Here is a 26,974-nt window from a genome sequence, read left to right as displayed (position 1 = left end):
TTCGGCCGGCACCGCAATCTTCGGTCAACGCCGCGGTCTTCGGCCGGCACCGCGGTCTTCGGTCAACGCCGCGGTCTTCGGCCGGCACCGCGGTCTTCGGTCAGCGCCGTGGTTCCCAGCGGAACCACCGCCGTACAGCAAACACCGCGACGAGGATCCAGGCCACGGCGGTCGCGAGAGCGCCCAGTGCCTCGTACGCGGAGAGGTCGCCGGTCCAGCCGCCGCGCACCAGCGTGACGACGGGCGTCAGCGGCAGCAGCTCGCAGAAGGAGGCCACCCGGTCCGGCATCAGCTCCAGCGGCCAGAACATGCCGGAGCCGATCATCGAGATCAGCAGCAGCGGCATGGGTGTGGCCTGGGCGCTCTCGCCGGTCCGGGTGAAACTCGCGGTGGCGGCGGCGAGGGCCGCGCACATCACGAACCCCAACAGCAGGCCGAGCACGGCCAGATGGGGTGCCGACGGCGCGGGCAGGTCCAGCAGGGCGACGCAGCCCGCCGTCAGCAGCAGGCACTGCACGAGCCCGGTGAGGACGGCCGGCAGTGAGGAGCCGGCCAGGATCTCGGCGTCCCGCAGCTCGCCGGTGCGCAGCCGCTTGAGCACGAGCTCCTCACGCCGGACGACGAACACGCCGACGAGCACCGAGTAGACGGCGAACAGCAGGGAGAAGCCGATCGCGGCGGGCAGCACCAGCGTGCCGGTGCTCAGCCCCGCCCCGGCGAGGTCCATCTCCTCCGCCGCCGACCGCACGCTGACCGGCATCACCAGCGGCACGAACAGGGCGGCCACGAGCGCGCCCCGGGTCCGCCCGAGCAGGGTCAGTTCGGCGCGGGCGAGCGCGGTCATCCGGCTCAGCGGGGTCGTCGCGGCCACCGCCGGGCGGGGCGTCGGGTGTGTGACGCTCATGCCGCGTACTCCTTCGTCGTCGTTCCCGTGGCCTGCTCGGCGGAGACGTTCTCGGCGATGTGGAGGAACGCCTCCTCCAGGGAGGCCGAGCGCACGTCCAGGCGGTGCAGCCCGACCCGGGCCCGCTCGGCCCACACCAGCAGTGCGGTGGCGGTGCGCTGCAGTTCACGGGTGCGGAGCCGGACGGTGCGGCCGTCGGTCTCGTGCCCGGTCACGCCGAGCTCGCCGAGGGGCGGCAGGTCGCCGACGTGGTAGCCGTCGGGCAGCTCGAAGGAGATCCGCGACGGCTCGGCGGCTGTCACCTCGGCCGGGGTGCCGCTGGTGGCGATTCGGCCCTCGTGCATGATCGCGAGCCGGTCGGCGAGGTTCTCGGCCTCTTCCAGGTAGTGCGTGGTCAGCAGCACCGTCGTCCCGCCGTCGCGCAGCGCGCTCACCAACTCCCAGGTGGCCCGGCGGCCTTCGGCGTCGAGGCCGGTGGAGGGCTCGTCGAGGAAGAGCACCTCGGGATCGCCGAGCAGAGCGAGCGCCAGGTCGAGACGGCGCCGCTGGCCGCCAGACAGCTGCTTGACCCGGGTGCCGGCCTTCGTCTCCAGGCCGACCAGCGCCAGTACCTCCGCCGGCGGCCGTGCCCCGCTCACGCATCCCGACCACATGCGCGCGGTCTCCGCGACGGTGAGTTCGGAGGGGAAGCCGCCTTCCTGCAGCATGACGCCGGTCCGGGGCCGTACGGCGGCCCGGTCGGTGTACGGGTCGTGCCCGAGGACCCGCACCCGCCCGCCGGCCGGCCGCGCGAGTCCCTCCAGGAGTTCGACGGTCGACGTCTTGCCCGCGCCGTTGGTACCGAGCAGCGCGAAGATCTCGCCGCGTCGGACGGAAAAGCTGATTCCGCGTACCGCCTCGAACCCGCCCCCGTACACACGTCGCAGGTCAGTGACCTCAATCACGTGTTCGTGTCCGTTGGTTTCCATGATTCAAGCGTCCCGGCCGTGCGGGCTCGGAAGCAGTGCGCGCTGTCATCACTCGGCATGACAAATGTCAGAAGCCGAAAGGTGCGGGCGGAACACGATGAAGGCCCCGGTCCTGATGGACCGGGGCCTTCATTTCCGAGCGGACGACGAGGCTCGAACTCGCGACCTCAACCTTGGCAAGGTTGCGCTCTACCAACTGAGCTACGTCCGCACATGCTCCCGACCAGCTTGCACTGATCGGTGCGGGCACCAGCCTACCTGATCCACAACGGTGGTCGGTATGGCGATGCAGAGCGGGTGACAGGAATCGCACACTGCGCCTTCCCCCTGGAAGGGGGATGTTCTACTACTGAACTACACCCGCATATCTCCGTGAGCTGGGCCTTTCGGCCTTGCCCCTCGGCGTGCTCCAGACTCTAGCTGATCAGCCGGGGTGCTGCGCAAGTCGGCTGCCGCGAGGGGCGGGTGACCGGGCATCGGTCCGGGCTCGACGGACCGTCACTGGGCGGCGGTGAACGCCTCGTAGACCCTCTTGGGGATGCGCCCGCGCGCGGGGACGTCCATCTTGTTGGCCTGCGCCCAGGCGCGCACGGCCGACGGGTCGGGGGCGACCTCCGTCTGCCGGTACGCCTTGCCCGAGCGGGACCGCTTGCGGCCGGCCTCGACGTAGGGCGCGAGCGCCTTCCGCAGTTCTCCGGCGTTGCCTTCGCTCAGGTCGATCTCGTACGACTTGCCGTCCAGTCCGAAGGCGATCGTTTCCGCCGCTTCCGAGCCGTCGATGTCGTCAGAGAGAGTGACCACGACCTTCTGCGCCACGAATATCGGTCCCTTCATGCGGCACTATGCCAATTCATTTGTACCGTGCCTGGCAATGCATTGTGAAGCCCGACTAAATCCTTCCACGTGTCCGAAGGCAATAGGTTTCGGGTGTCGATCCGGAATCTTTCCCGAAAACTTCCCGTGCGGGTCCGTCGATGCAGGATCGTGATGACGGTCACGTAGTTTCCTCCAAGTCAACGCGCGTAGAAATTTTGTACGGGTAGTCTGAAGGAACCTGCTCAGCACCACACACCGGGAGTGCCAGTGGCACGCGTCGTAGTCGACGTCATGCTCAAGCCGGAGATCCTCGACCCCCAGGGCCAGGCGGTGCAGCGCGCACTGCCGCGGCTGGGTTTCGAGGGGATCTCGGACGTCCGCCAGGGAAAGCGTTTCGAACTGGAAGTTGACGGGCCGGTCGACGAGGCCGCCCTCGCCCGCATTCATGATCTTGCGGAGTCCTTCCTCGCAAACACCGTGATCGAGGACTTCACGATCCGGGTCGAGGAAGTCGCGGAGGCCGCGAAGTGACCGCTCGTATTGGCGTCGTCACTTTTCCCGGCAGTCTGGACGACCGTGACACCCAGCGCGCGATCCGCGTCGCCGGTGCCGAGCCGGTCGCCCTCTGGCACAAGGACAAGGACCTCAAGCAGGTCGACGCCGTGGTGCTGTGCGGTGGTTTCTCCTACGGCGACTATCTGCGCGCCGGGGCCATCGCCCGTTTCTCGCCGGTGATGGAGCCCCTGCTGGAGCAGGCGAAGGCCGGTCTGCCGGTGCTCGGCATCTGCAACGGCTTCCAGATCCTCGCCGAGGCCCACCTGCTGCCGGGCACGATGCTGCGCAACAACCACCTGCACTTCATCTGCCGTGACCAGAAGCTGCGCGTGGAGAACGCCGAGACCTCCTGGACCACCGACTACACGGCCGGCCAGGAGATCCACATCCCGCTGAAGAACAACGACGGGCAGTACGTCGCCGACGCGTACACGCTCGACCAGCTGGAGGCCGAGGGCCGCGTCGCCTTCCGGTACCTGGACTTCAACCCCAACGGCTCGCAGCGGGACATCGCCGGCGTCACCAACGAGGCCGGAAACGTGGTCGGCCTCATGCCGCACCCCGAGCACGCCGTGGAGCCGCTGATCGGTACGGGTCGTACCGACGGTCTGCCGTTCTTCACCTCGATCCTCAAGAAGCTGGTCAACGCATGAGCCGGACGCCTCTGGACACGGTCGAGCACGCGGCCGCGACCCCCGACGTCGAGCTGCCCTGGGCCGAACTGGGCCTGAAGAAGGACGAGTACGAGCGGGTCGTGGAGATCCTCGGCCGCCGGCCCACCGGGGCCGAGCTGGCCATGTACTCGGTGATGTGGTCGGAGCACTGCTCGTACAAGAGCAGCAAGGTCCACCTGCGCCAGTTCGGCGAGAAGGCCCCCCAGTCCGACGCGATGCTCGTCGGCATCGGCGAGAACGCCGGTGTCGTCGACGTCGGCCAGGGCTACGCGGTCACCTTCAAGGTCGAGTCGCACAACCACCCGTCGTACGTCGAGCCCTACCAGGGTGCGGCCACCGGTGTCGGCGGCATCGTGCGCGACATCATCGCGATGGGCGCCCGCCCGGTCGCCGTGGTCGACCCGCTGCGCTTCGGCGCGGCCGACCACCCCGACACCAAGCGCGTCCTGCCGGGCGTCGTCGCGGGCATCGGCGGCTACGGCAACTGCCTGGGTCTGCCCAACATCGGCGGCGAGGTCGTCTTCGACGCCTGCTACCAGGGCAACCCGCTGGTCAACGCCGGTGCCATCGGCGTGATGCGGCACGAGGACATCCACCTCGCGAAGGCGTCCGGCGCGGGCAACAAGGTCATCCTGTACGGGGCCCGGACCGGCGGCGACGGCATCGGCGGCGCCTCGATCCTGGCCTCCGAGACCTTCGACGACGCCAAGCCCTCGAAGCGCCCGGCCGTGCAGGTCGGCGACCCCTTCCAGGAGAAGCTCCTCATCGAGTGCACCCTGGAGGCCTTCGCCGAGAAGCTGGTCGTCGGCATCCAGGACCTCGGCGCGGCGGGCCTGTCCTGCGCGACGAGCGAGCTGGCCTCGAACGGCTCCGGCGGCATGCGCGTCACCCTCGACGACGTCCCCCTGCGCGACTCCACGCTCTCGCCCGAGGAAATCCTCATGAGCGAGTCGCAGGAGCGCATGTGCGCGGTCGTCGAGCCGGAGAAGGTCGACCGCTTCCTGGAGATCTGCGAGAAGTGGGACGTCATCGCCACCGTCATCGGTGAGGTGACCGACGGCGACCGCCTGGAGATCTACTGGCACGGCGGCAAGATCGTCGACGTTGACCCGCGTACGGTCGCCCACGAGGGCCCGGTCTACGAGCGCCCGTACGCCCGCCCGTCCTGGCAGGACGAGCTGCAGGCCGACGACGCGAACAAGCTGCCCCGCCCGGCGACCGCCGAGGAGCTGAAGGACCAGGTCCTGAAGCTGGTCGGCTCCCCGAACCAGGCCTCCAAGTCCTGGATCACCAGCCAGTACGACCACTTCGTGCAGGGCAACACCGTCCTCGCCCAGCCCGAGGACTCCGGCATGATCCGGATCGACGAGGAGACCGGCCTCGGCGTGGCCATCGCCACGGACGGCAACGGCCGGTACGCCAAGCTCGACCCGTACCACGGCGCCCAGCTGGCCCTGGCGGAGGCGTACCGCAACGTCGCCACCACCGGTGCCAAGCCGCTCGCCGTCTCCGACTGCCTGAACTTCGGCTCGCCCGAGGACCCGGCGGTGATGTGGCAGTTCGCTGAGGCCGTGCGCGGTCTCGCCGACGCCTGCCAGCAGCTCGGCACGCCGGTGACCGGCGGCAACGTCTCCCTCTACAACCAGACGGGCGAGGCGGCCATCCACCCGACCCCGGTCGTCGCGGTCCTCGGCGTCATCGACGACGTCGCCCGCCGTACCCCGGTCGCCTTCCAGGAGGAGGGCCAGCTGCTGTACCTCCTCGGCGACACGCGTGAGGAGTTCGGCGGCTCGGCCTGGTCCCAGGTCGTGCACGACCACCTCGGCGGCCTGCCCCCGAAGGTCGACCTGGAGCGCGAGCGCCTGCTGGCGGAGATCCTGATCTCCGCCTCCCGGGACGGCATGATCGACTCCGCGCACGACCTGTCCGACGGCGGTCTGATCCAGGCGGTCGTCGAGTCGGCCCTGCTCGGGGAGAAGGGCGCCCGCCTGATCGTCCCGGACGGTCTGGACGCCTTCACCTTCCTCTTCTCCGAGTCGGCGGGCCGCGCGATCGTGGCCGTACCGCGCTCGGAAGAGGTCCGCTTCAACGACATGTGCGGTGCGCGCGGCCTGCCGGTCACCCGCATCGGTGTCGTCGACGGCGACACGGTCGACGTCCAGGGCGAGTTCGCCCTCCCCCTGACCGAGCTGCGCGAGGCACACGAGAGCACGATCCCGGCGCTGCTGAAGTAGGCGACAGCCCCGAAGCCCCTGCCCGGTCCGCCGGGCGGGGGCTTTGCCGTGCCCGGACCGCTACGCGCTCACCCGGTACGCGCTCACCCTTGCACGGGATTACGCACTTACGTAATCTCTATGGAGTGGAACTGGAACAACGCGTCGCCGACCTCGAACGTCGTCTGGCAGCCCTGGAAGGCACCCAGCGCACCGGCCCCCGCATCGACGGGAGCGATTTCTGGGCCCTGAACGGGCTGAAGGACCAGCTGTCGGAGGCAGGGGCCGCCGACGGCGGCGTCCTCTACACCGGCTCCGTACGCCTCCCGACGGGCGAGCGGTACGACTGGCAGATGGCCGCCCTCACCGAGGACCTGCTGGAGGACGACCGGACCACTGCCGCCGAGTCGTTCGCGGCCCTCGGCCACCCGGTCCGCCTCCGGCTGCTGCGCGAGATCCTCGGCGGCCGACGCACCGCCGCCGAACTCGCCGCACTGGACGAGGTCGGCACGACCGGTCAGATCTACCACCACCTGCGCCAGCTCACCGCCACGGGCTGGCTCCACACGACCGGCCGGGGCCGCTACGAGGTCCCGCCGGGCCGGGTCGTACCGCTCCTGGTGGCCGTGGCGACCACCCGCCCTTAGAGAACCGGGGGACAGGATGTCCGCACGCAAGCTCGGCATGGTCACATACCGCGTTCTGTGGCTGGTCTTCTTCGGCCTGGTGGCCGCCGACCTGGGTTTCGGCATGTCGGCCGGCCCTTGGTGGTGGAACTTCGCACCGGTGGTCCTGGCGTACGCCGTCGTCCTCCTGACGAACCGGTGGGGCGGTGCCCCGGGCAGGCCTCGCGCGGCCCGCGAGCCCGTCGAGGTTGCTCCGCCCGTCACCGGCCGCTGGTCCGCGCTGAACAGCCCGGCCGACCGCACACCCAGCCACGGCGTGCACAGCTACGGCCAGACGTTCGCCATCGACATCCTGGCCGAGCCCGAGCCGGGTGCCCGCCCGCCCTTCGGGTGGCTGTGGCCTCTCGCCCGCGGCCCCCAAGACTTCTCGGCCTACGGCGCCCCCGTCCTGGCGGTCGCCGACGCCACAGTCGTCCGTGCGCGAGGCCGGCAGCGCGACCACCTCAGCCGGACCTCCCTGCCCGGGCTGCTGTACCTGATGCTCCTCGAGGGGACGGTGCGCGAGGTCGTGGGCGTCAGCCGCATCCTCGGCAACCACCTCGTCCTCGACCTCGGCAACGACACCTTCGCCGCCTACGCCCACCTCCAGCGCGGCTCCCTCACCGTCCGCGAGGGCGATCGCGTCCGCGCGGGACAACCGATCGCCCGCTGCGGCAACTCCGGCAACTCCTCCGAGCCACACCTGCACTTCCAGCTGATGGACGGCCCGGACCCGGACGCGGCCCGGGGCGTGCCCTTCACCTGGAACGGCATCGGCGTGCCACGCAACGGGGAGACCTTCCAGGCACCCTCCGCGAGCGCCGCCCTAGGCTGACCCCCATGCCCCCGGCCAGGAAACGCACCCGCAGCTACGACCCCGGCAAGATCCGTACGGCGGTGCTCGCACAGTTCGGGCACGTACGCGCCGCTGTCGCCGGCCTCACGCCCGAGCAGCTGGCCCTGCCCACGCGGCTCGGCGACTGGACGGTCCGGGAACTGGCCGCGCACGTGACCATGGCCGTGGAGACCGTCAGCCGCAACCTCGACCGCGAGGAACCGGCGAAGGGGGACCTGACCCTGCTCGACTGGCCCTTCGCCACCGCCGCCCGCGCCGCCGTCATCGCCGACGACACCCGGCAGCTCGCCGAGGCCAACCCCGACCTCGACGCCCTTTACGCGGGCACGGCGGAGCGCCTCACCAAGAGCCTCGCCCACGCCCCCGGCACCCGCCTGCTCCCCACCCGCACCGGCGCCCTGCCCCTCGCCGACTACCTCGTCACCCGCACCGTCGAACTCGTCGTCCACACCGACGACCTCAACGCCGCCGTCCCCGGCCTGGACATCCCCTACGACCGTCAGGCCCTGGCCGCCTGCACCCGGCTGCTCGCCGACGCGCTGGCCGCGAAGGCGCCCGGCGGGTCCACGGAGGTACGGGTGCCGCCGTACGCGGTGGTGCAGTGCCTGGAGGGGCCGAGGCACACCCGGGGCACCCCGCCCAACGTCGTCGAGACGGACCCGCTGACCTGGATCCGGCTGGCGACCGGACGGGTCACATGGGCGGCGGCGCTCCAGGACGCCAAGGTCAGCGCCAGTGGGGAGCGGGCGGACCTGTCGGCCTGCCTGCCCCTGATGGGCTAAGGGGAACCGATCCCCCCGGGTCCCCCGTCGAAGGGGCATGGACAGGCAGAAGCAGCGCATGACCCTGACGGCCGCCGCCATGCTCGTCCCGCTCCTGGCGGCCTGTGGCAGCGAGAAGGCGGGCAGCGGCAGCGGCTCGGTCGGTGCCGACAAGCCGATCACCGGTGTGCGGTGGAACGTGGACAGCGTCACCGCGGACGGCAGGACGCAGAAGGCCCCGGCCGGCGCCCACGTGACCATCGACAAGGGCCGGGCCGAAGGCAGCCTCGGCTGCAACAACTTCAGCGCCGAGGCCACGGTCGACGGCGACCGCGTCCGGCTCGGCAAGACCAGGGCCACCGAGATGGCCTGCGAGGGCACGCCCGTCGCGTTCGAGACGACCCTTGCGAAGGCCTTCTCGGACCAGGAGCTGACGGCGAAGACGGACGACGACCGGCTCACCCTGACCACCGGCCAGGGCGACACCGTCCGCCTGACCAAGGCGGGGGACGCCCCGCTGGCCGGCACCAAGTGGACCGTCACGACCCCGAGCGCCGACGGCCGGGCCCACCTCACCTTCGACGAGAAGAAGGGCACCGTCTCCGGCAGGCTCGGCTGCAACAAGGTGAACGCCAAGGCCACGGTCCGCGACGGCCATATCACCCTCGGCCCTCCGGCCACGACCCGAATGATGTGCGAAGACTCACTCATGGACGACGAGAAGAAGCTGCTGCGTCTTTTCGACGGAAAGCTGAAGTACGGAGTCGATCACCAAACCCTCACGCTGACCAGCGAAAACGGGACGAGCGTGCGAGCGGTCGCCGAGCGGTGATCCACCGGAAAGTCCGGTATCCCCAATTCGGACCAGTGGTCGACCTCGCCTACACTCGGTGGCGTGCCACGTGGTGACGGACGACTCAACCACGACCTGCTCCCCGGTGAGAAGGGCCCCCAGGACGCTTGTGGCGTCTTCGGTGTCTGGGCTCCGGGCGAAGAGGTCGCCAAGCTCACGTACTTCGGGCTCTACGCCCTCCAGCATCGAGGCCAGGAATCCGCGGGAATCGCGGTCAGCAACGGCTCACAGATCCTCGTCTTCAAGGACATGGGCCTGGTTTCCCAGGTCTTCGACGAGACCTCCCTCGGTTCGCTCCAGGGTCACATCGCGGTCGGTCACGCCCGCTACTCGACCACCGGTGCCTCCGTCTGGGAGAACGCCCAGCCGACCTTCCGCGCGACCGGACACGGATCCATCGCGCTCGGCCACAACGGCAATCTCGTCAACACCGCCCAGCTCGCCGAGATGGTCGCCGACCTGCCCAAGCAGGAAGGCGGGCGCACCCCGCGCGTCGCGGCGACCAACGACACCGACCTGCTCACCGCGCTCCTGGCGGCCCAGGTCGACGAGGACGACAAGCCGCTGACCATCGAGGAGGCCGCTCACGCGGTCCTCCCGGAGGTCAAGGGCGCGTTCTCGCTCGTCTTCATGGACGAGCACACCCTGTACGCGGCCCGCGACCCGCAGGGCATCCGCCCGCTGGTCCTCGGCCGGCTGGAGCGCGGCTGGGTCGTCGCCTCCGAGTCCGCGGCCCTCGACATCTGCGGCGCCAGTTACGTCCGCGAGATCGAGCCGGGCGAGTTCGTCGCCATCGACGAGAACGGCCTGCGGACCTCACGATTCGCGGACGCGAAGCCCAAGGGCTGTGTCTTCGAGTACGTGTACCTGGCCCGCCCCGACACCGACATCGCCGGCCGGAACGTGTACCTCTCCCGTGTGGAGATGGGCCGCAAGCTGGCGAAGGAGGCCCCGGTCGAGGCCGACCTGGTGATAGCGACGCCGGAGTCCGGCACCCCCGCCGCCATCGGTTACGCGGAGGCCTCGGGCATCCCGTTCGGCGCCGGCCTGGTGAAGAACGCCTACGTCGGCCGGACGTTCATCCAGCCCTCGCAGACGATCCGCCAGCTGGGCATCCGCCTGAAGCTGAACCCGCTGAAGGAAGTCATCAAGGGCAAGCGCCTGGTCGTCGTCGACGACTCGATCGTGCGCGGCAACACCCAGCGGGCCCTGGTCCGCATGCTCCGCGAGGCGGGCGCCGCCGAGGTCCACATCCGGATCTCCTCGCCGCCGGTGAAGTGGCCCTGCTTCTTCGGCATCGACTTCGCCACCCGCGCCGAGCTCATCGCCAACGGCATGACGATCGACGAGATCGGCACCTCACTGGGCGCCGACTCCCTGGCCTACATCTCCATCGACGGCATGATCGAGGCGACCACCATCGCCAAGCCGAACCTCTGCCGCGCCTGCTTCGACGGCGAGTACCCGATGGAGCTCCCGGACCCCGAGCTGCTCGGCAAGCAGCTGCTGGAGACGGAGCTGGCCGCCGGCCCGGCCGCCACGGCCGCCGCCGACGCGATCCGCCGCCCGTAGACGGCCCGTGCTGGCCTTTTTAAAAACGCCTGCCGTACAACACGAAGGTTCTCATCGTCATGCCTGACACAACTGGTGCCAGCTACGCAGCCGCGGGCGTCGACATCGAAGCGGGCGACCGCGCCGTCGAACTGATGAAGGAGTGGGTGAAGAAGGCCCAGCGCCCCGAGGTCCTCGGCGGCCTCGGCGGCTTCGCCGGCCTCTTCGACGCCTCCGCCCTGAAGAACTACGAGCGGCCGCTGCTCGCCTCCGCCACGGACGGCGTCGGCACCAAGGTCGACATCGCCCGGCAGCTGGGCGTCTACGACAGCATCGGCCACGACCTGGTCGCCATGGTCATGGACGACATCGTGGTCTGCGGCGCCGAGCCGCTGTTCATGACCGACTACATCTGCGTCGGCAAGGTCCACCCCGAGCGGGTCGCCGCCATCGTCAAGGGCATCGCCGAGGGCTGTGTACTGGCCGGATGCGCCCTGGTCGGCGGCGAGACGGCCGAGCACCCGGGCCTGCTGGGCGAGGACGACTTCGACGTCGCCGGCGCCGGTACGGGCGTCGTGGAGGCCGACCGGCTGCTCGGCGCGGATCGCATCCGGACGGGTGACGCGGTGATCGCCATGGCGTCCTCCGGGCTTCACTCGAACGGGTACTCCCTCGTCCGCCACGTCCTGCTGAACCAGGCGGGCCTGGCGCTGGACGCGCACATCGAGGAGCTCGGCCGGACCCTCGGCGAGGAGCTGCTGGAGCCCACCAAGATCTACTCGCTGGACTGCCTGGCCCTGATGCGCACCACCGAGGTGCACGCTTTCAGCCACATCACCGGCGGCGGCCTCGCGGCCAACCTCGCCCGGGTCATCCCCGACGACCTGCACGCGATCGTGGACCGCTCCACCTGGACCCCGGCCCCGATCTTCGACCTGGTCGGCCGCACGGGCAGCGTCGAGCGCCTGGAGCTCGAGAAGACCCTGAACATGGGCGTCGGCATGATCGCGATCGTGCCGCAGGAGTCCGTGGACGTGGCCCTGGCGACCCTCGCCGACCGTGGCGTGGACGCCTGGGTGGCCGGAGAGATCACGGACCGGGGCGAGCACCCCACCGGTGCCGCCCTGATCGGTGACTACGCGAGCTGAGACACGGGGTCATGGCCCTGCAGGCAGCACAGAACCCGGTCGGTGACCGGAGTCACCGACCGGGTTAGTGCTCTAGTGCAGGGTCAAGCGCCGCGACGATGCTGCGAGGACTGGTCGTCCTCGTCCTCGTCGTCGTCCTCATAGAGGTCGGCGTACCGTGCGTACAGGTCGTCGTCCTGATCATCGTCTTCGATTGGCGGCGCGCCGTTAGGCGGCTGCGGATTCGAAGGCGATGCACCCAGCTCCTCGGCCAGGCGTGAGAGGTCAGTCCCACCGCTGTTGTACTTCAGCTGGCGGGCGACCTTCGTCTGCTTGGCCTTGGCCCGGCCGCGCCCCATGGCTCGACCCCCTCAACGACGGGGCTCGACGGCCCCAGAGTCTTGACACGCGTTCATGGTCCGGCACGGACTCTCCGCGGAGAGACCGGTCCGTAGGGCTTCCACGGTACCTGAGCCCGCGCCCATACGGTACGTCGCCCGCATGACGTGCCCGCGCCCAGAACCTTCGAGGCGCCCCGTCCTCGCTGGTCAACCGCGATTTTAACCACTTATCGGCGGTCGACCCGCCGGTAGAAGTGAGAGTTCTCTCTAACTGCCCACCGACGGGTACCGGCCAAACGTACGAAACTCCGTGGATCAGTCCCGTAGCGCCCGGAGTCAGCGCGCCCGGCGGGCCAGGGCCGCGTCGTGCATCCGCTGCTCGGCGATCCGGTCGGCCGCCGCGGCCGGCGGAATGCCGTCCTCCTTCGCACGTGCGAATATGGCCAGCGTGGTGTCGAAGATCTTCGACGCCTTCGCCTTGCACCGCTCGAAGTCGAAGCCGTGCAGCTCGTCGGCGACCTGGATGACGCCGCCGGCGTTGACCACGTAGTCCGGCGCGTAGAGGATCCCGCGGTCGGCGAGGTCCTTCTCCACGCCCGGGTGGGCGAGCTGGTTGTTGGCGGCGCCGCAGACCACCTTGGCGGTCAGCGCCGGCACGGTGTCGTCGTTCAGGGCACCGCCGAGCGCGCAAGGGGCGTAGATGTCGAGGCCCTCGGCGCGGATCAGGGTCGCGGTGTCGGCGACGGCCGTGACGCCCGTCGGGTGCGCGGCGAGGATCCGGCCCACGGCGTCCTCGCGCACGTCCGTGATGACGACCTCGGCGCCTTCCGCACGCAGGTGCTCCACCAGGTGGTGGCCGACCTTGCCGACACCGGCGATGCCGACCCGCCTGCCCCGCAGCGAGGGGTCGCCCCACAGGTGCTGCGCGGAGGCGCGCATGCCCTGGTAGACGCCGTAGGCGGTGAGGACGGAGGAGTCACCGGCGCCGCCGTTCTCGGGGGAGCGGCCGGTCGTCCAGCGGCACTCGCGGGCCACGACATCCATGTCGGCGACATACGTGCCGACGTCGCAGGCGGTGACGTACCGGCCGCCGAGCGAGGCCACGAACCGGCCGTAGGCGAGGAGCAGCTCGTCGCTCTTGATCTTCTCCGGGTCGCCGATGATCACGGCCTTGCCGCCGCCGTGGTCGAGACCGGCCATGGCGTTCTTGTACGACATCCCGCGGGCGAGGTTCAGCGCGTCGGCGACGGCCTCGGCCTCGTTCGCGTACGGGTAGAAGCGCGTACCGCCGAGCGCGGGGCCCAGGGCGGTGGAGTGGAGGGCGATGACGGCCTTGAGGCCGCTCGCGCGGTCCTGGCAGAGCACGACTTGCTCATGTCCGCCCTGGTCCGAGTGGAACAGGGTGTGCAGTACATCAGCAGGTGCGCCGGTTACGTCGGTCACTGTGGTGACTCCTGAGTAGGTGCGGCGGGTGGAGACCAGCCCTCGTGCGGGTGGCGGGGACTGTTGAGCATGAGATTAGAGCCTGGCGGGCCCGCCGACCGCACAGTGCACAGGATCACCTCCGACCGGAGTACACCCGTGCGACGATTTGCATAGATTTCCCGCGCGATCGTGAGTGGGTTCCGCAGGTTTTCGCGGCGGTGCGCGGGGGAGGGAGCAGGCGTGCCCAAGGTGACCTCGGTGATCGTCCCCTACGCGACCTATCTGCGCGTGTACGAACCGCTGGCCGCCTTCCCCGAGCCGGAGCGCAGCCAGTGGGCACGCTACGCCCGCCGTGCCGACCGTCCCACCTACCAGGACGAACTCCGCCGTGCGCTGGCCGACTTGGCGCCCGTCCCGCCGGTCCCGGTGCCGGTGCACGAGAGCGAGGACGCCTTCGTACTCGATGTCGACGGCGTCGTCTGTGTCTGCCCCTGGCGCACCCGGCTGCGTGGCTGGCTGGCCCTGGACGAGCTCTCCGAGGAGCTCCCCCCTCCGGTCATGGACGCGGTCCTGCCCCCGGTCCTGCGGCGCCAGGCGGCCCAGGACTACGAGCGCTGGCTGGCGATCAACCCGGACGCCCGGCCGTGGATCCGCACGGCCACCTGGCAGGTGCCGATCAACTGGTTCGTGCTGGTCTCCGACGAGGAGCGCGAGTACGACAGCGGCGCCTCGGTCGGCGGCCCGCCGGTGCTGCGCTACCGCACCCCCATGGTCCAGGCCCGCCGGCGCGTGGCCCGGGGGCTGCGCGCCCTGAAGGAGGCCATGGACGAGGGGCCGCTGATCGACGGCCTGATGGACGTCGGGCGCTGGCTCGAGGAGTTCCACCCGCGCTCCCTCGTGGAGCTGGACTACGGCGGCCTGGTGCACGCGCTGCCGGCGGGGGCCCTGGAGGACGATCATTCGGCCGCGGACGTGGCCGAGGGCATCGCCGCCCTGCGCAGGGGCGACGGGGAGGCCGCGGGGAAGGCGTACGCCCGGCTCGTGGAGCGCTGGCGCTCGGTGCGGGATCTGCGGTCGGCCAACTGACCCCTGACCTTGATGTCCGTACACACCGCTCGCATCCGGTCACGAACTGACGTTTGACGAACCGCCCGATTTGGGGTTTCGTCCTCGCACCGAGTTCCTGAAGCGGGCCGTGCGTCTCCTGAGGCTTCGTCAACAAGGGACGTAGGACCCGATCCGGGCAGACCTCTCAAGTAGGCCAAGCGTGACGGACTACACGTACGAGGCTCTTGCGTCCCTTGCCCCTCCTCATGCCAAAATAGGACAAGGAGTCCGGGGAGGGCTCCTTCCGTCCCATGGTGCTGCACTATGGGCGGAATCTCAGCATTGCACGCTTTGGGGGGTCTGGTGACTTCCTGATCACGCTGTGACTGATCGTCACAGCGGTGTGACTGTCCGCTATGGCATGGTCCATCGGCTTCCGTCGCTGATGAACACCTGGAGGGGCAATTCCATCGGTTTGGCCGACGCGGCTGGACAGATGGTGTAGTTGTAGTGCCGAGGACAAGCCGTTCGTCCTATAACCGACTCGACTCGCGTCCGCCATTTCGGGCAACGCGGGTCAAGGTGCAGAATTTAGAGGAAAGAACCGAGAAGGTTCGGTTCTCCCGAGGAGGCCGCTCATGACCGCTCGCACCCCTGATGCCGAGCCGCTGCTGACCCCGGCTGAGGTCGCCACCATGTTCCGTGTGGACCCGAAGACGGTCACGCGGTGGGCGAAGGCCGGCAAGCTCACGTCGATCCGCACGCTCGGCGGGCATCGGCGCTACCGCGAGGCCGAGGTCCGCGCTCTGCTCGCGGGTATCCCGCAGCAGCGCAGCGAGGCCTGAACAACTGAATAACCGGGCAAACCGGCTGGTCCCCCACTGGTCGCGGCGCCCGGAACCACAGCTCCACACGACGCGGGTCCTGCCCCAACAGGCCCCCCGCCCACGCCGGTCAGAGCTTCTCAGGCATGCAACAGGGTGCGTCGTCGATCGCGCTGGACTCCGCCGGGTCCAGCGCGATCTTTTTTGTGCGCCCACGACGGTTCTGCCGATCCGGCTGTGAGCGGCCTTGTAGGAGCCTGGGGAGGGGTGTCGGATCCCCCGTGCGCGGCACCCCGGGCAGGGTGCAATTGCACATATTAAATTGACCCTTTGTAGGCGGGGTGTAAGTAACCCACTTTCCGAAACTCATGCGGTGACACCCGTCACATACCAAGCGGCTTGTTAGCTCCGCCTCGAGTGAGGTAAAGAAGCCTCCCTGCTCCAGCAGCCCGCGTGCGTACGGGTGTTGAGACCGCTCGTGGATCAAGCCGGTGCCGGGCTCTCGTCCTCCCGGGGCGGCGCCGCGGTCCGGGCGGTGTGCGGCGCGGACTCCATCGCCAGCCGCAGCAGCCGGTGGCAGATCGGGCAGTGCCGTGTGAGGTGCCGGTACGACGACGCGGCCGACAGGTGCGCGCGGAGCAGGGCCCGCGTCTCGTGCCTGGCCGCTGCCGCCATACGCCACCTCCAGGAGGCCGTACGGGGAACGGCCCTGGTTCTGGGGTACCGAGGGAATGAGGGGGCGTCAAGACGGCGTGTGGGGGCCCGGGGCTGTGTGCGGAGGTCAGCGCGCACATAAGGTCCGGACCCGACGGCCCGGGCGCGGGAAGAGGCCGGCCCGGAAGGCCCGGGCGCAACGCAAAGAGCCCGGATCCGAAGATCCGGGCTCTTTCTCTGCGGTCCTGACGGGATGTGCTGTACCCGATCGCGGCTGCGCCGCGGGCGCGGCCTCCACCTCGACGCGGTGGCGAGGGGCACGGACGGGTAGGGGGACGCGTAAGAGCCCGCACCCTTACGGGGGCGGGCCCTCATGTCGCACTGCGGTCCTGACGGGATTTGAACCCGCGGCCTCCACCTTGACAGGGTGGCGAGCACTCCAAACTGCTCCACAGGACCAGGTTTCGCGGCGCTATTCGTGCGTTGCGCTGCGAGAAGAGACTGTACAGGAGGGTGAGCCCAGGGTCGAACTCACCCAGCGTGCCGGGCCTGTTACGGCGCCGCCGCGTCGATCGCCTTCACGATCCGCTTGTCGGAGACGGGGTACGCCGTGCCCAGCGCGTGGGCGAAATAGCTGACCCGGAGCTCCTCGATCATCCAGCGGATGTCCAGAACCGACGACGGGACCGGCCGGCCCTGCGGCAGCTGCTCCAGCAGCCAGGCGTACTCGTCCCGCATCTCGTGGACCTTCAGCATCCGCGTGGTGTCCCGCTGGACGTTCGTCGGCATCTGCTGCAGCCGCCGGTCGGCCGCCACCAGATAGCGCATCAGGTCCGGCATGCGCCGCAGCCCCGCCTCCGTCACGAAGCCCGGCCTCACAAGGGCGTCCAGCTGCCCCCGTACGTCCTGGAGGTTCGCCAGCAGCGCCGGGCTGCGTACGGCCTTCAGGCGCCGCTCGCAGGCCTGCCAGGCCGCCAGGACCTGCTGCACCTGGTCCACCGTACGGACGGTCGTGTCGACGATCTCGGCACGCACCCTGTCGTACAGCTTCCGGTACGACTCCTCGTCCCACGCCGGCCCGCCGAAGTCCCCGATCAGCTTGTCGGCGGCGGCCATCGCGCAGTCGTCGAACAGGCCCTGAATCGAGCCGTGCGGGTTGGCGGACAGGGCCAGCTTCTGCGCGTTCGTCAAGCGATCGCTCGTGAACTTCGCCGGGTTCACCGGGATGTTGCGCAGGATCAGCCGGCGCGTGCCCTTCCACATCGCCTGCGCCTGTTCCGCCTCGGTGTCGAAGAGACGCACGGAGACCGTGTCGCCGTCGTCGACCAGCGCCGGATACGCCTTCACCGGCTGACCGGCCCGACGGGTCTCGAAGACCCGGGTGAGTGTGCCGATCGTCCAGTCGGTCAGACCCGAGCGCTCCAGGGACTCACCGCCGGAGCGTTCCGCGGTCGCCGCGGCCGCCTGGGAGAGCGCCTTGCGGGCCTTCGGGCGCAGCCTGAGCTTCAGAGCCTCCAGGTCCTTGTCCTCGGCCAGCTTGCGGCGCCGCTCGTCGACGATCCGGAACGTGACCTTCAGATGGTCGGGGACCTTCGACAGATCGAAGTCGTCCGCCTCGAAGGGCACGCCCACCATGAGCCGCAGCTCACGGGTCATGGTCGTGGTCAAGGGCTCCTGGAGGGGCACGGCCCGGTCCAGGAACGCCTTCGCGAAGTTCGGCGCGGGAACGTAGTTCCGCCGGATCGGCTTGGGCAGGGACCGGATCAGCTCCGTCACCAGCTCCTCGCGCAGCCCCGGGATCTGCCAGTCGAAGCCCTCGTCCGTGACCTGATTGAGGACCTGCAGCGGGATGTGCACGGTCACGCCGTCGGCGTCCGCCCCCGGCTCGAACTGGTACGTCACCCGGAACTTCAGACCGCCCTGGCGCCACGAGTCGGGGTAGTCGGCCTTGGTGACCTCGCCCGCCTTCTCGTTGATGAGCATCTCGCGCTCGAAGTCGAGGAAGTCGGGCTGCTCGTGCCGCTTGTGCTTCCACCAGGAGTCGAAGTGGGCACCGGAGACGACGTGTTCGGGAATCCGCTGGTCGTAGAAGTCGAACAGGGTCTCGTCGTCGACCAGGATGTCCCGGCGCCGGGCCCGGTGCTCCAGCTCCTCGACCTCGGTGAGGAGCCGGCGATTGTCCGAGAAGAACTTGTGGTGCGTGCGCCAGTCCCCCTCCACCAGCGCGTTCCGGATGAACAGCTCACGGCTGATCTCCGGATCGATCCGCCCGTAGTTGACCTTCCGCTGCGCCACGATCGGCACGCCGTACAGCGTGACCTTCTCGTACGCCATCACCGCGGCCTGGTCCTTCTCCCAGTGCGGTTCGCTGTAGGTGCGCTTGACGAGGTGCGCGGCGAGCGGCTCGACCCACTCGGGCTCGATCCTCGCGTTGACGCGCGCCCAGAGGCGGGACGTCTCGACGAGCTCGGCGGACATCACGAACCGCGGGGGCTTCTTGAACAGGGCCGAGCCCGGGAAGACCGCGAACTTGGCGTTCCGGGCGCCCAGATACTCGTTCTTCGCGCCCTCCTTCACGTCCTTCATGCCGATGTGCGACAGAAGACCCGCCAACAGGGAGAGATGGATGCGGTCGGCCGGGGCGTCGTCCTCGTTGAGATGGATGCCCATCTGCTTCGCGACCGTGCGCAACTGCGTGTAAATGTCCTGCCATTCACGAATGCGAAGGAAGTTGAGGTACTCCTGCTTGCACATCCGGCGGAAAGAGGACGACCCGCGCTCCTTCTGCTGCTCACGGAGATAACGCCAGAGATTGAGGTAGGCCAGGAAGTCGCTGGTCTCGTCCTTGAAGCGGGCGTGCTGCTGATCGGCCTGCGCCTGCTTGTCGGCGGGGCGCTCACGCGGGTCCTGGATGGACAGCGCGGCGGCTATCACCATGACCTCACGCACACAGCCGTTCCTGTCCGCCTCCAGGACCATCCGGGCCAACCGCGGGTCGACGGGCAGCTGCGCCAGCTTGCGGCCGGTCTCCGTGAGCCGCTTGCGCGGGTCCTTCTGCACCGGGTCGAGGGCGTTCAGCTCCTGGAGCAGCTGCACACCGTCACGGATGTTGCGGTGGTCCGGCGGGTCGATGAACGGGAACTTCTCGATGTCACCCAGGCCGGCCGCGGTCATCTGCAGGATGACGGAGGCGAGGTTCGTCCGGAGGATCTCCGCGTCAGTGAACTCCGGCCGGGCGTTGAAATCGTCCTCGCTGTACAACCGGATGCAGATGCCGTCGGACGTACGCCCACAGCGGCCCTTGCGCTGGTTGGCACTCGCCTGCGAGACCGGCTCGATGGGCAGTCGCTGGACCTTGGTGCGATGGCTGTAACGCGAGATCCGCGCGAAACCGGGGTCGATCACGTACTTGATCCCCGGGACGGTCAGCGAGGTCTCGGCGACATTCGTGGCCAGAACGATCCTGCGGCCGGTGTGCTGCTGGAAGACACGGTGCTGCTCCGCATGGGAGAGCCGGGCGTAGAGCGGCAGGATCTCCGTGAACCGGTAGTTCTTCTTGGTGAGGGCGTCGGCCGTGTCCCGGATCTCCCGCTCACCGGAGAGGAAGACGAGGATGTCGCCCTTCCCCTCCCTCTGAAGCTCCTCCACGGCATCGGTGATCGCGGTGATCTGATCGCGGTCGGCGTCGTCGCCGTCCTCCTCCAGCAGCGGCCGGTAGCGGACCTCCACGGGATACGTACGGCCGCTCACCTCGACGATCGGGGCGTCGCCGAAATGCCGCGAGAAGCGCTCCGGGTCGATCGTGGCCGAGGTGATGACGACCTTGAGATCCGGACGCTTCGGCAGCAGCTGCGCGAGATAGCCCAGCAGGAAGTCGATGTTGAGAGACCGCTCGTGCGCCTCGTCGATGATGATCGTGTCGTAGGCGCGCAGCTCACGGTCGGTCTGGATCTCGGCCAGCAGGATGCCGTCCGTCATGAGCTTGACGAAGGTCGCGTCCTGGTTCACCTGGTCGGTGAACCGCACCTTCCAGCCGACGGCCTCCCCGAGCGGAGTGTCCAGCTCCTCGGCGACACGCTCGGCGACCGTCCGGGCCGCGATCCTGCGGGGCTGGGTGTGCCCGATCATGCCGCGTACGCCGCGCCCGAGCTCCAGACAGATCTTCGGGATCTGCGTCGTCTTGCCGGAGCCGGTCTCGCCGGCGACGATCACGACCTGATGGTCGCGGATGGCGTCGGCGATCTCGTCCTTCTTCTGGCTGACCGGCAACTGCTCGGGGTACGTGACCTCGGGCACGAGGGCACGCCGACCGGCCATCCGTTCCTCTGCCTTGCCGACCTCCGCCTCGATCTCGGCGAGCACGGCGGCCTGCGCCTCCGGCTTACGGATCTTGCGCGCACCTTCGAGCCTGCGCCCGAGCCGGTGCGCGTCGCGCAGGGACAGCTCGGTCAGGCGGGGGGCGAGGGCGCCGAGGGCGGGGGCAGGGTGCGTAGACATACGGGATCCAGGATCTCATCCCCTGCAAAACGGAGGCGAACGGATTTCGACCAGCCCACGCAGACGATCTTCGAGCGATTGACCGAGCAGTCATTCGATCGAGTGGTCGGCGTTCGATCACGTGACCACAACCCCGACCCCGCCCTAGATTCCTGCACGTGAAGCTGGTCATCCGCGTCAAACTCCTCCCGACCCCCGAACAGGCGTCGGCACTACAGGCAACCCTCCACGCCTGCAACGCGGCAGCCAACCACGTCTCCCACACCGCCTTCACCACCGGAATCAAACGAAACCGCGAACTGCGCGCCCTGACCTACACCCAGCTCAAAACCCGCTGGTCCCTCGGCGCCCAGGCCGCCCAGCACGTCATCAAGAAGACCAGCGACGCCTACACCGCCCTCGCCGGCAACCTCAAAGCCGGAAACCTCGGCGAACCGGGCTCCCAACGCTTCCGCAGAGCCACCGAAAAACCCATCGCCCTACGCTGATCGCGTAGGGCTGGATGCGCGGCTTCCGCCGAGGCCATCGACGGGGGCGAGCTGCAAGCCGGGGTACTTGTTCGGTAGCGGGCTCGGACGCTCGTACGCCGCGGTTGAAGGGTCCTGGCAGCGGACGCGGACGCTCGTACCACGGGCGCGATGACACAAGACATGCAACAAGGCCCCGATCCGAAGATCGGGGCCTTAGTTGTGGCTGGGGCCGGGGTCGAACCGGCGACCTTCCGCTTTTCAGGCGGACGCTCGTACCAACTGAGCTACCCAGCCACGAGGTTTCACGTGAAACCTCAGCGGTCCTGACGGGATTTGAACCCGCGGCCTCCACCTTGACAGGGTGGCGAGCACTCCAAACTGCTCCACAGGACCAAGCTTCGTACGACAGTGTCGCACAGGGTGGTGCGTGCCCCCAACGGGATTCGAACCCGTGCTACCGCCTTGAAAGGGCGGCGTCCTAGGCCGCTAGACGATGAGGGCTATCGGCCCGCCTGCGCGCTTCTCAGCGCGTCGGGGACGTGAGAAGCATATGGGATGGCGGGAGCTATCGCCAAAACGGTTTAGGGGGAGGGCGACGGGGTGGCCCCCGAAGGGGTGCCGGGGGAGGGTGTCGCGCCGGGCTGGTTCTCCTCCGGGAGGTGGCGGCTGACCTCCGCCGTCGTGAGGCCGAGCCCGCCCAGTTCGATCTCGTCCCAGGCCTGGAGGTGGCGGGTGTCCCGGTCGAAGTACAGGATCGACGCCTCGATGGGGTCGGGGTGCTTGCCCTCGATGGCGCGCAGCCCGCTGCCGCCCGTGGAGCCCTCGATGCGCAGCCGGGTGCCGTAGGGGAGCATCTCCATCTCGTCGTGGTGGAGGTGGCCCGCCAGGGCCAGGGGGACCTCGCCGTCGACCTCGCGGGCGGCTGAGGGTTCGTGGGCGATGGCGACGTCCACGGGGGTGCCTGCGGTGCTCTGGTCGCGCAGGGCCGTGGCGAGGCGGGCGCCGGCCAGTTCCTGGGACTGCCGGGCGCCGGTCTGCTGTGAGCGGTCGGGGGTGAACTGCGGGTCGCCGATGCCGGCGAAGCGCAGGCCCTTGATCGTCTGTGCATTGCCGTCGTCCAGGACGTGGACGTTCTTCAGGCCCTGCATATAGCGCTGGGTGATCATCGAGTCGTGGTTGCCGCGGACCCAGACATACGGGGCCCCGAGGTCCTCGATGGGGTCCAGGAAGCCGTTCTCGGCGGCGGTGCCGTGGTCCATCGTGTCGCCGGAGTCGACGATCACGTCGACCTGGTACTGCTCCACGAGCGAGGCGATGATCTTCCAGCTCGCCGGGTTGAGGTGGATGTCGGAGACGTGCAGGACCCGGATGGTGGAGGGGTCGGGCGCGTAGGCCGGGAGCGTCGAGGTGGCGTCGTAGAGCTTGGTGACGTTGGTGACGAGGCGGGCCAATTCCTTCTGGTAGACGTCGAATTCCGTGACGATGCTGCGCGCGTTGCCGACCAGGGAGGGGGCCGAGGTGAGCAGGCCGGAGAACTTGGGTTCGAGGACGGAGTCGGGGCGCCAGGTGGCGTAGGCCGTGCCGCCCGAGGCGGCGAGGAGGGTGAGGGCGAGGCCGCCGGCGGCCAGGGCGCGCCGGGGTCGGCGGTAGACGGCGAGGCCGAGGGCGGTGGCTCCGGCGACGACGGCGACGCCGGAGCGTACGGCGAGGTCGAGGGTGCCGCGGCCGACGTCCTGGGTGACTTCGTCCTGGAGGCCGGAGAGGCGTTCGGGGTGGTCGACGAGGGCTTGGGCGCGGTCGGGGTCGAGCTGGTCGACGTTCACGTCCAGGCGGACGGGGGCGATGTGGCTGTCGAGCTGGAGGGCGCCGAGGGGGGAGATGTTGATCCTGGTGCCGCCGGTGAAGGACGGGCGCAGGGTCATGGTGGTGTCCATGGGGCCGACGGGGACCCGGACGTTGCCCACGACCAGCAGGCCCAGCCAGGCGCCGAGCAGTACGACGGCCACGAGTCCCACCGCGCGGATCCATGGGTGGGGTTGCGCCACCAGTTCGATCGTGGCGGGTGTCTGGCGTGAGCGGTAGCGGCGGGTGAGGGCGTGCGGGGCCTTGCGGAAGGGGTTCAGGACGCTCAGGACTGCGGCGGGGACGCGGGCCATTGATCCCGTATGCCCAAGTCCGCGGCCGGATATGCGGCGCCGGGAGGCTCTCGTACGGCGGGGTCGTGGCCGACAATGGGCCTGTGCTGGAGATGACGCGCGAGGAGTTCGAGGAGCTGGTCGCCGAGGCGCTCGACCGGATTCCGCCGGAGTTGACGCGACTGATGGACAACGTCGCGGTGTTCGTGGAGGACGAGCCGCCGGCGGACGATCCCGAGCTGCTCGGGCTGTACGAGGGGACTCCGCTGACCGACCGGGGTGAGTGGTACGCCGGTGTGCTGCCGGACCGCATCACGGTGTACCGGAATCCGACGCTGCGGATGTGCGAGTCGCGGGAGGATGTCGTCGCGGAGACGGAGATCACGGTGGTGCATGAGATCGCGCACCATTTCGGCATCGACGACGAGCGTCTTCACGCCCTGGGGTACGGCTGACCGGGTTGTGAATACGGGGCGCGTGTCCTCTTGTGGGCGGCGGGAGTTGGAGGTGTTGACTCCCTCACCCGTTCCGGAGGTGGCCCCGTGCGCCCCTTGTACGTACCCGTCCGACTGGCCGTCACGGTCGTGGCGGTCGCCGCTGCCGCCGGCTGCATGAGTGTCGGCGACGACGACGCGGGCGGGAGCGTCAAGCCGTCGCATTCCGCCGGGCAGCGGGGTGGCGAGGCGCCCGGGGGTGGTCCGGCGGTGTCGGGGGGCGGCGCGAACTCGGGTGCGGTCGGGGCCGACGGCGAGCGGGGGCGCGACAAGGGCAGGAAGGACAAGAAGGGCAAGGGCGCCGGGGCGGGGAAGTCGGCTGCGCCCGAGGTGTCGCCGAGCGCTGAGGTGAGTCCGCCCGGGGCGGGGGGTGACAAGCCGGGGAAGCCGGCCCGGCCGACACCGAAGCCGCCGGCGCCGCCGACGCCCACCCGGACCGTCGAGCCGGAGCCAACGCCGACGCCGCAGGAGCCGACGACGTCTCCCGAGCCGACGCCGGAGCCGTCGTCGTCGGCGCACGAGCCGCCGGGGCCGCAGCTCGAGCAGCGGGAGCCGGCGCCGGAGGCGGGGGCGCCGGCATAGGGGGGTGGGGCGCCGGCATAGGGGGGTGGGGCGTGGGGCGTCGGCATAGGGGGGTGGATGTGCGGGTGGCGCGGGGGTGCGCGGGTGGGGTGGGAAATTTTTCTTCCGGGGCGGGAACAATCCCGGCTGGAGGGTGGTTGGAGAGTCTTGGATGCTGTCCGGCCTCGGACAGTGGCCCACTGTCTCCTACACAGTCCGGTTTGCCTTAGGGGGCCCGGAGTGCGTATGGTGGCAGATCGTTTGATCCCATCTTGCCCGGCGCCACTGCAGAGCGCGCCGTGTGGCGCGTACTCTCCCTTGCCGTGGTGGACCGCATTGAGGCGGTCGTATTGCGATTCGCGAATCACGGAGTTGACGGGCGCGTGCCGACTGAGACTCCGGAAGGTTTCGCATTCGCATGTCCATCGCCAGTACTGATCACGTCGTCGTGCCCGAGAACGAGGCAGCCGAGGACGCCCCCGAGGTCACTTTCGCGGACCTCGGTCTCCCCGAAGGCGTTGTGCGCAAGCTCGCGCAGAACGGTGTGACCACCCCCTTCCCGATCCAGGCCGCGACCATCCCGGACGCCCTGGCCGGCAAGGACATCCTCGGCCGTGGCCGCACCGGCTCCGGCAAGACCCTCTCCTTCGGTCTGCCGACCCTGGCGCGTCTCGCCGGCGGCCGCACCGAGAAGCACAAGCCGCGCGCGGTCATCCTCACCCCGACCCGTGAGCTCGCGATGCAGGTCGCGGACGCTCTCCAGCCGTACGGCGACGTCGTCGGCCTGAAGATGAAGGTCGTCTGCGGCGGTACGTCGATGGGCAACCAGATCTACGCCCTGGAGCGCGGCGTCGACGTCCTCGTCGCCACCCCGGGCCGGCTGCGCGACATCATCAACCGCGGCGCCTGCTCCCTGGAGAACGTCGAGGTCGCCGTCCTCGACGAGGCCGACCAGATGTCCGACCTGGGCTTCCTGCCCGAGGTCACCGAGCTGCTCGACCAGGTCCCGGCCGGCGGCCAGCGCATGCTGTTCTCGGCCACGATGGAGAACGAGATCTCCACGCTGGTCAAGCGCTACCTGAGCAACCCGGTCACGCACGAGGTCGACAGCGCCCAGGGCAACGTCACGACCATGTCGCACCACATCCTCATCGTGAAGCCCAAGGACAAGGCGCCGGTCACCGCCGCGATCGCCTCCCGCAAGGGCCGCACGATCATCTTCGTCCGCACCCAGCTGGGCGCCGACCGCATCGCCGAGCAGCTGTGCGACGCCGGTGTGAAGGCCGACGCGCTGCACGGCGGTATGACGCAGGGCGCGCGCACCCGCGTGCTGGAGGACTTCAAGAAGGGCTACGTCAACGCGCTCGTCGCGACCGACGTCGCCGCCCGCGGTATCCACGTCGACGGCATCGACCTGGTGCTGAACGTGGACCCGGCCGGGGACCACAAGGACTACCTGCACCGGTCCGGCCGTACCGCGCGTGCGGGCCGCTCCGGCACCGTCGTGTCGCTGTCGCTGCCGCACCAGCGGCGTCAGATCTTCCGGCTGATGGAGGACGCGGGCGTCGACGCCTCGCGCCACATCATCCAGGGTGCCGGCGCCTTCGACCCGGAGGTCGCCGAGATCACCGGCGCCCGGTCGATGACCGAGGTCCAGGCCGAGTCCGTGGGCAACGCCGCGCAGCAGGCCGAGCGTGAGGTCGCCCAGCTCACCAAGGAGCTGGAGCGGGCGCAGCGGCGTGCGAACGAGCTGCGCGAGGAGGCCGACCGCCTGATCGCCCGGATCGCCCGCGAGCAGGGTGAGGACCCCGAGGCTGCGGTGGCCGAGGCCCAGGCGGCGGTGGTGGCCGCGGCGGCCGAGGCGTCCGTGCCCGAGCAGCCGGCGGCGCAGGACGTCGATCGGGCGGACCGTGACGACCGTGGTGGTCGTGGTTTCGAGCGTCGTGACGACAACCGTGGTGGTGGCTTCCGTCGGGACGACCGTCGTGAGGACCGTGGTGGTCGTTCGTTCGCGCGTCGTGGCGACCGGGGTGGTCGTGGTTTCGAGCGGCGTGACGACCACCGTGGCGGTGGCGTCCGCCGGGACGACCGTCGGGATGACCGTGGTGGCCGTTCGTGCGAGCGTCGTGACGACAGCCGTGGTGGTGGCTTCCGTCGGGACGACCGTCGTGAGGACCGTGGTGGTCGTTCGTTCGCGCGTCGTGGCGACCGGGGTGGTCGTGGTTTCGAGCGGCGTGACGACCACCGTGGCGGTGGCTTCCGCCGGGACGACCGTCCGGGCCGCTCCTTCGAGCGCCGGGACGAGCGCGGTGGTCACCGTGGCAGCGACCGCCCCTTCAACCGTGACCGTCAGGGCGACCGCCCCGGCTTCCGCTCCTCCGGTCACGACCGCCCCTCCGGCCGTCGTGACGACCACCGCGGCGGCGGTTCGTTCCAGCGTCGCGAGGACAAGCCGCGCTGGAAGCGCAACGGCTGACATCAGCGCATGAGGAGCGCCGTGGCCCCGTCCCAACGGGCGGGCCACGGCGCTCTGTCGTCGGGGGCGGGCTCAGCGGGGCGGGTGCGGACACGCCCGAACCAGGT

General features: G+C 69.6%; 23 protein-coding genes and 6 tRNA genes. 15 read left to right on the top strand and 14 right to left on the bottom strand.

The genetic code is table 11. The annotated features are described in order from the left end of the window. Positions 1-100: 100 nt before the first annotated feature. The 5 genes from FDO69_RS07455 to FDO69_RS07435 form a co-directional block, all read right to left on the bottom strand. The gene (locus FDO69_RS07455) at positions 101-904 is read right to left on the bottom strand and encodes an ABC transporter permease (protein WP_104778962.1); all 804 of its coding nucleotides are present in this window, start codon (positions 902-904) and stop codon (positions 101-103) included. Then, positions 901-1,872, bottom strand: coding sequence for an ABC transporter ATP-binding protein (locus FDO69_RS07450; RefSeq protein ID WP_104778961.1), 972 nt, complete (start codon positions 1,870-1,872; stop codon positions 901-903). The genes FDO69_RS07455 and FDO69_RS07450 overlap by 4 nt, the downstream gene beginning before the upstream one ends. A 138-nt stretch (positions 1,873-2,010) precedes the next feature. Further along, a tRNA-Gly gene (locus FDO69_RS07445) sits at positions 2,011-2,083 on the bottom strand. A gap of 81 nt (positions 2,084-2,164) precedes the next feature. Continuing rightward, positions 2,165-2,236, bottom strand: a tRNA-Gly gene (locus FDO69_RS07440). A 134-nt stretch (positions 2,237-2,370) separates the two neighbouring features. Next, the gene (locus tag FDO69_RS07435; protein ID WP_104779267.1) at positions 2,371-2,688 is read right to left on the bottom strand and encodes a histone-like nucleoid-structuring protein Lsr2; all 318 of its coding nucleotides are present in this window, start codon (positions 2,686-2,688) and stop codon (positions 2,371-2,373) included. Between the two features lie 267 nt (positions 2,689-2,955). Between FDO69_RS07435 and purS the strand changes: the two genes are divergently transcribed. From purS to purM, 9 genes are all read left to right on the top strand, one after another. Next, the gene (gene purS, locus FDO69_RS07430) at positions 2,956-3,219 is read left to right on the top strand and encodes a phosphoribosylformylglycinamidine synthase subunit PurS (protein WP_053669986.1); all 264 of its coding nucleotides are present in this window, start codon (positions 2,956-2,958) and stop codon (positions 3,217-3,219) included. Next, a complete protein-coding gene (purQ, locus tag FDO69_RS07425; RefSeq protein WP_104778960.1) occupies positions 3,216-3,896 on the top strand; it encodes a phosphoribosylformylglycinamidine synthase subunit PurQ in 681 nt (226 codons plus the stop codon). Before purS ends, purQ begins: the two co-directional genes overlap by 4 nt. Next, positions 3,893-6,151, top strand: coding sequence for a phosphoribosylformylglycinamidine synthase subunit PurL (gene purL / locus FDO69_RS07420; RefSeq protein ID WP_104778959.1), 2,259 nt, complete (start codon positions 3,893-3,895; stop codon positions 6,149-6,151). The genes purQ and purL overlap by 4 nt, the downstream gene beginning before the upstream one ends. A gap of 125 nt (positions 6,152-6,276) precedes the next feature. Beyond that, positions 6,277-6,777: an ArsR/SmtB family transcription factor gene (locus FDO69_RS07415; RefSeq protein WP_104778958.1), complete on the top strand. Its 501-nt coding sequence runs from the start codon at positions 6,277-6,279 to the stop codon at positions 6,775-6,777. 16 nt (positions 6,778-6,793) lie between these two features. Then, positions 6,794-7,630: a M23 family metallopeptidase gene (locus FDO69_RS07410; RefSeq protein ID WP_104778957.1), complete on the top strand. Its 837-nt coding sequence runs from the start codon at positions 6,794-6,796 to the stop codon at positions 7,628-7,630. Positions 7,631-7,635: 5 nt separating this feature from the next. Then, a complete protein-coding gene (locus FDO69_RS07405) occupies positions 7,636-8,433 on the top strand; it encodes a maleylpyruvate isomerase family mycothiol-dependent enzyme (RefSeq protein WP_104778956.1) in 798 nt (265 codons plus the stop codon). A gap of 37 nt (positions 8,434-8,470) precedes the next feature. Continuing rightward, positions 8,471-9,244 (top strand): META domain-containing protein, encoded by a 774-nt coding sequence (locus tag FDO69_RS07400; RefSeq protein ID WP_104778955.1) that lies wholly within the window; start codon positions 8,471-8,473, stop codon positions 9,242-9,244. 63 nt (positions 9,245-9,307) lie between these two features. Further along, the gene (purF, locus tag FDO69_RS07395; protein ID WP_104778954.1) at positions 9,308-10,837 is read left to right on the top strand and encodes an amidophosphoribosyltransferase; all 1,530 of its coding nucleotides are present in this window, start codon (positions 9,308-9,310) and stop codon (positions 10,835-10,837) included. A gap of 59 nt (positions 10,838-10,896) precedes the next feature. Beyond that, entirely contained in the window at positions 10,897-11,964 is a 1,068-nt protein-coding gene (purM, locus tag FDO69_RS07390; protein WP_104778953.1) for a phosphoribosylformylglycinamidine cyclo-ligase, read from the top strand. An 83-nt stretch (positions 11,965-12,047) separates the two neighbouring features. On the opposite strand, the gene FDO69_RS07385 is transcribed toward purM, so the two are convergent. Beyond that, positions 12,048-12,302, bottom strand: coding sequence for a DUF3073 domain-containing protein (locus FDO69_RS07385; RefSeq protein WP_104778952.1), 255 nt, complete (start codon positions 12,300-12,302; stop codon positions 12,048-12,050). A 318-nt stretch (positions 12,303-12,620) separates the two neighbouring features. Next, positions 12,621-13,727, bottom strand: a complete 1,107-nt coding sequence (locus tag FDO69_RS07380; RefSeq protein WP_104778951.1) for a Leu/Phe/Val dehydrogenase — start codon at positions 13,725-13,727, stop codon at positions 12,621-12,623. 222 nt (positions 13,728-13,949) lie between these two features. Between FDO69_RS07380 and FDO69_RS07375 the strand changes: the two genes are divergently transcribed. Together FDO69_RS07375 and bldC are read left to right on the top strand one after the other, a co-directional pair. Continuing rightward, positions 13,950-14,795 (top strand): DUF8083 family protein, encoded by an 846-nt coding sequence (locus FDO69_RS07375; protein WP_104778950.1) that lies wholly within the window; start codon positions 13,950-13,952, stop codon positions 14,793-14,795. A gap of 599 nt (positions 14,796-15,394) precedes the next feature. Beyond that, positions 15,395-15,601, top strand: coding sequence for a developmental transcriptional regulator BldC (gene bldC / locus FDO69_RS07370; RefSeq protein WP_003949541.1), 207 nt, complete (start codon positions 15,395-15,397; stop codon positions 15,599-15,601). Between the two features lie 462 nt (positions 15,602-16,063). Here bldC and FDO69_RS07365 read toward each other — a convergent pair whose 3' ends face one another. The 3 genes from FDO69_RS07365 to hrpA all read right to left on the bottom strand — a co-directional run bounded on the left by FDO69_RS07365 (position 16,064) and on the right by hrpA (position 20,731). After that, entirely contained in the window at positions 16,064-16,255 is a 192-nt protein-coding gene (locus tag FDO69_RS07365) for a DUF6274 family protein (protein WP_104778949.1), read from the bottom strand. Positions 16,256-16,618: 363 nt separating this feature from the next. Then, positions 16,619-16,693 (bottom strand) — tRNA-Asp (locus FDO69_RS07360). Positions 16,694-16,786: 93 nt separating this feature from the next. After that, positions 16,787-20,731, bottom strand: a complete 3,945-nt coding sequence (gene hrpA / locus FDO69_RS07355; protein WP_104778948.1) for an ATP-dependent RNA helicase HrpA — start codon at positions 20,729-20,731, stop codon at positions 16,787-16,789. A gap of 158 nt (positions 20,732-20,889) precedes the next feature. Here hrpA and FDO69_RS07350 point away from each other — a divergent pair, with 158 nt between their 5' ends. After that, positions 20,890-21,219, top strand: a complete 330-nt coding sequence (locus tag FDO69_RS07350; RefSeq protein ID WP_324826346.1) for a hypothetical protein — start codon at positions 20,890-20,892, stop codon at positions 21,217-21,219. Positions 21,220-21,421: 202 nt separating this feature from the next. Here FDO69_RS07350 and FDO69_RS07345 read toward each other — a convergent pair. The 4 genes from FDO69_RS07345 to FDO69_RS07330 all read right to left on the bottom strand — a co-directional run bounded on the left by FDO69_RS07345 (position 21,422) and on the right by FDO69_RS07330 (position 23,357). After that, positions 21,422-21,495: transfer RNA gene (locus FDO69_RS07345), tRNA-Phe, on the bottom strand. 24 nt (positions 21,496-21,519) lie between these two features. Then, positions 21,520-21,594: transfer RNA gene (locus FDO69_RS07340), tRNA-Asp, on the bottom strand. Positions 21,595-21,629: 35 nt separating this feature from the next. Next, a tRNA-Glu gene (locus FDO69_RS07335) sits at positions 21,630-21,702 on the bottom strand. 80 nt (positions 21,703-21,782) lie between these two features. Continuing rightward, positions 21,783-23,357: a metallophosphoesterase family protein gene (locus tag FDO69_RS07330; protein ID WP_167526540.1), complete on the bottom strand. Its 1,575-nt coding sequence runs from the start codon at positions 23,355-23,357 to the stop codon at positions 21,783-21,785. Between the two features lie 83 nt (positions 23,358-23,440). Between FDO69_RS07330 and FDO69_RS07325 the strand changes: the two genes are divergently transcribed. From FDO69_RS07325 to FDO69_RS07315, 3 genes are all read left to right on the top strand, one after another. After that, positions 23,441-23,791, top strand: a complete 351-nt coding sequence (locus tag FDO69_RS07325) for a metallopeptidase family protein (protein WP_031137833.1) — start codon at positions 23,441-23,443, stop codon at positions 23,789-23,791. An 87-nt stretch (positions 23,792-23,878) separates the two neighbouring features. Next, positions 23,879-24,412, top strand: a complete 534-nt coding sequence (locus tag FDO69_RS07320; protein ID WP_104778947.1) for a hypothetical protein — start codon at positions 23,879-23,881, stop codon at positions 24,410-24,412. Between the two features lie 397 nt (positions 24,413-24,809). Continuing rightward, positions 24,810-26,867, top strand: a complete 2,058-nt coding sequence (locus tag FDO69_RS07315; RefSeq protein WP_104778946.1) for a DEAD/DEAH box helicase — start codon at positions 24,810-24,812, stop codon at positions 26,865-26,867. The last annotated feature ends 107 nt before the right edge of the window (positions 26,868-26,974 follow it).

This window comes from Streptomyces tibetensis (assembly GCF_007655005.1).
In the GTDB taxonomy this organism is placed as follows: domain Bacteria; phylum Actinomycetota; class Actinomycetes; order Streptomycetales; family Streptomycetaceae; genus Streptomyces; species Streptomyces tibetensis.
Note: the sequence above shows the minus strand (reverse complement) of the source record. Positions and strands in the feature narration are given on the sequence as shown.

Excerpts from the sequence above, each read along its gene's own strand:
- FDO69_RS07455 (WP_104778962.1), bottom strand. The coding sequence starts at position 904 with ATGAGCGTCACACACCCGACGCCCCGCCCGGCGGTGGCCGCGACGACC.
- FDO69_RS07450 (WP_104778961.1), bottom strand. The coding sequence starts at position 1,872 with ATGGAAACCAACGGACACGAACACGTGATTGAGGTCACTGACCTGCGA.
- purL (WP_104778959.1), top strand. The coding sequence starts at position 3,893 with ATGAGCCGGACGCCTCTGGACACGGTCGAGCACGCGGCCGCGACCCCC.
- FDO69_RS07410 (WP_104778957.1), top strand. The coding sequence starts at position 6,794 with ATGTCCGCACGCAAGCTCGGCATGGTCACATACCGCGTTCTGTGGCTG.
- FDO69_RS07405 (WP_104778956.1), top strand. The coding sequence starts at position 7,636 with ATGCCCCCGGCCAGGAAACGCACCCGCAGCTACGACCCCGGCAAGATC.
- FDO69_RS07400 (WP_104778955.1), top strand. The coding sequence starts at position 8,471 with ATGGACAGGCAGAAGCAGCGCATGACCCTGACGGCCGCCGCCATGCTC.
- purM (WP_104778953.1), top strand. The coding sequence starts at position 10,897 with ATGCCTGACACAACTGGTGCCAGCTACGCAGCCGCGGGCGTCGACATC.
- FDO69_RS07385 (WP_104778952.1), bottom strand. The coding sequence starts at position 12,302 with ATGGGGCGCGGCCGGGCCAAGGCCAAGCAGACGAAGGTCGCCCGCCAG.
- bldC (WP_003949541.1), top strand. The coding sequence starts at position 15,395 with ATGACCGCTCGCACCCCTGATGCCGAGCCGCTGCTGACCCCGGCTGAG.
- FDO69_RS07365 (WP_104778949.1), bottom strand. The coding sequence starts at position 16,255 with ATGGCGGCAGCGGCCAGGCACGAGACGCGGGCCCTGCTCCGCGCGCAC.
- hrpA (WP_104778948.1), bottom strand. The coding sequence starts at position 20,731 with ATGTCTACGCACCCTGCCCCCGCCCTCGGCGCCCTCGCCCCCCGCCTG.
- FDO69_RS07330 (WP_167526540.1), bottom strand. The coding sequence starts at position 23,357 with ATGGCCCGCGTCCCCGCCGCAGTCCTGAGCGTCCTGAACCCCTTCCGC.
- FDO69_RS07315 (WP_104778946.1), top strand. The coding sequence starts at position 24,810 with ATGTCCATCGCCAGTACTGATCACGTCGTCGTGCCCGAGAACGAGGCA.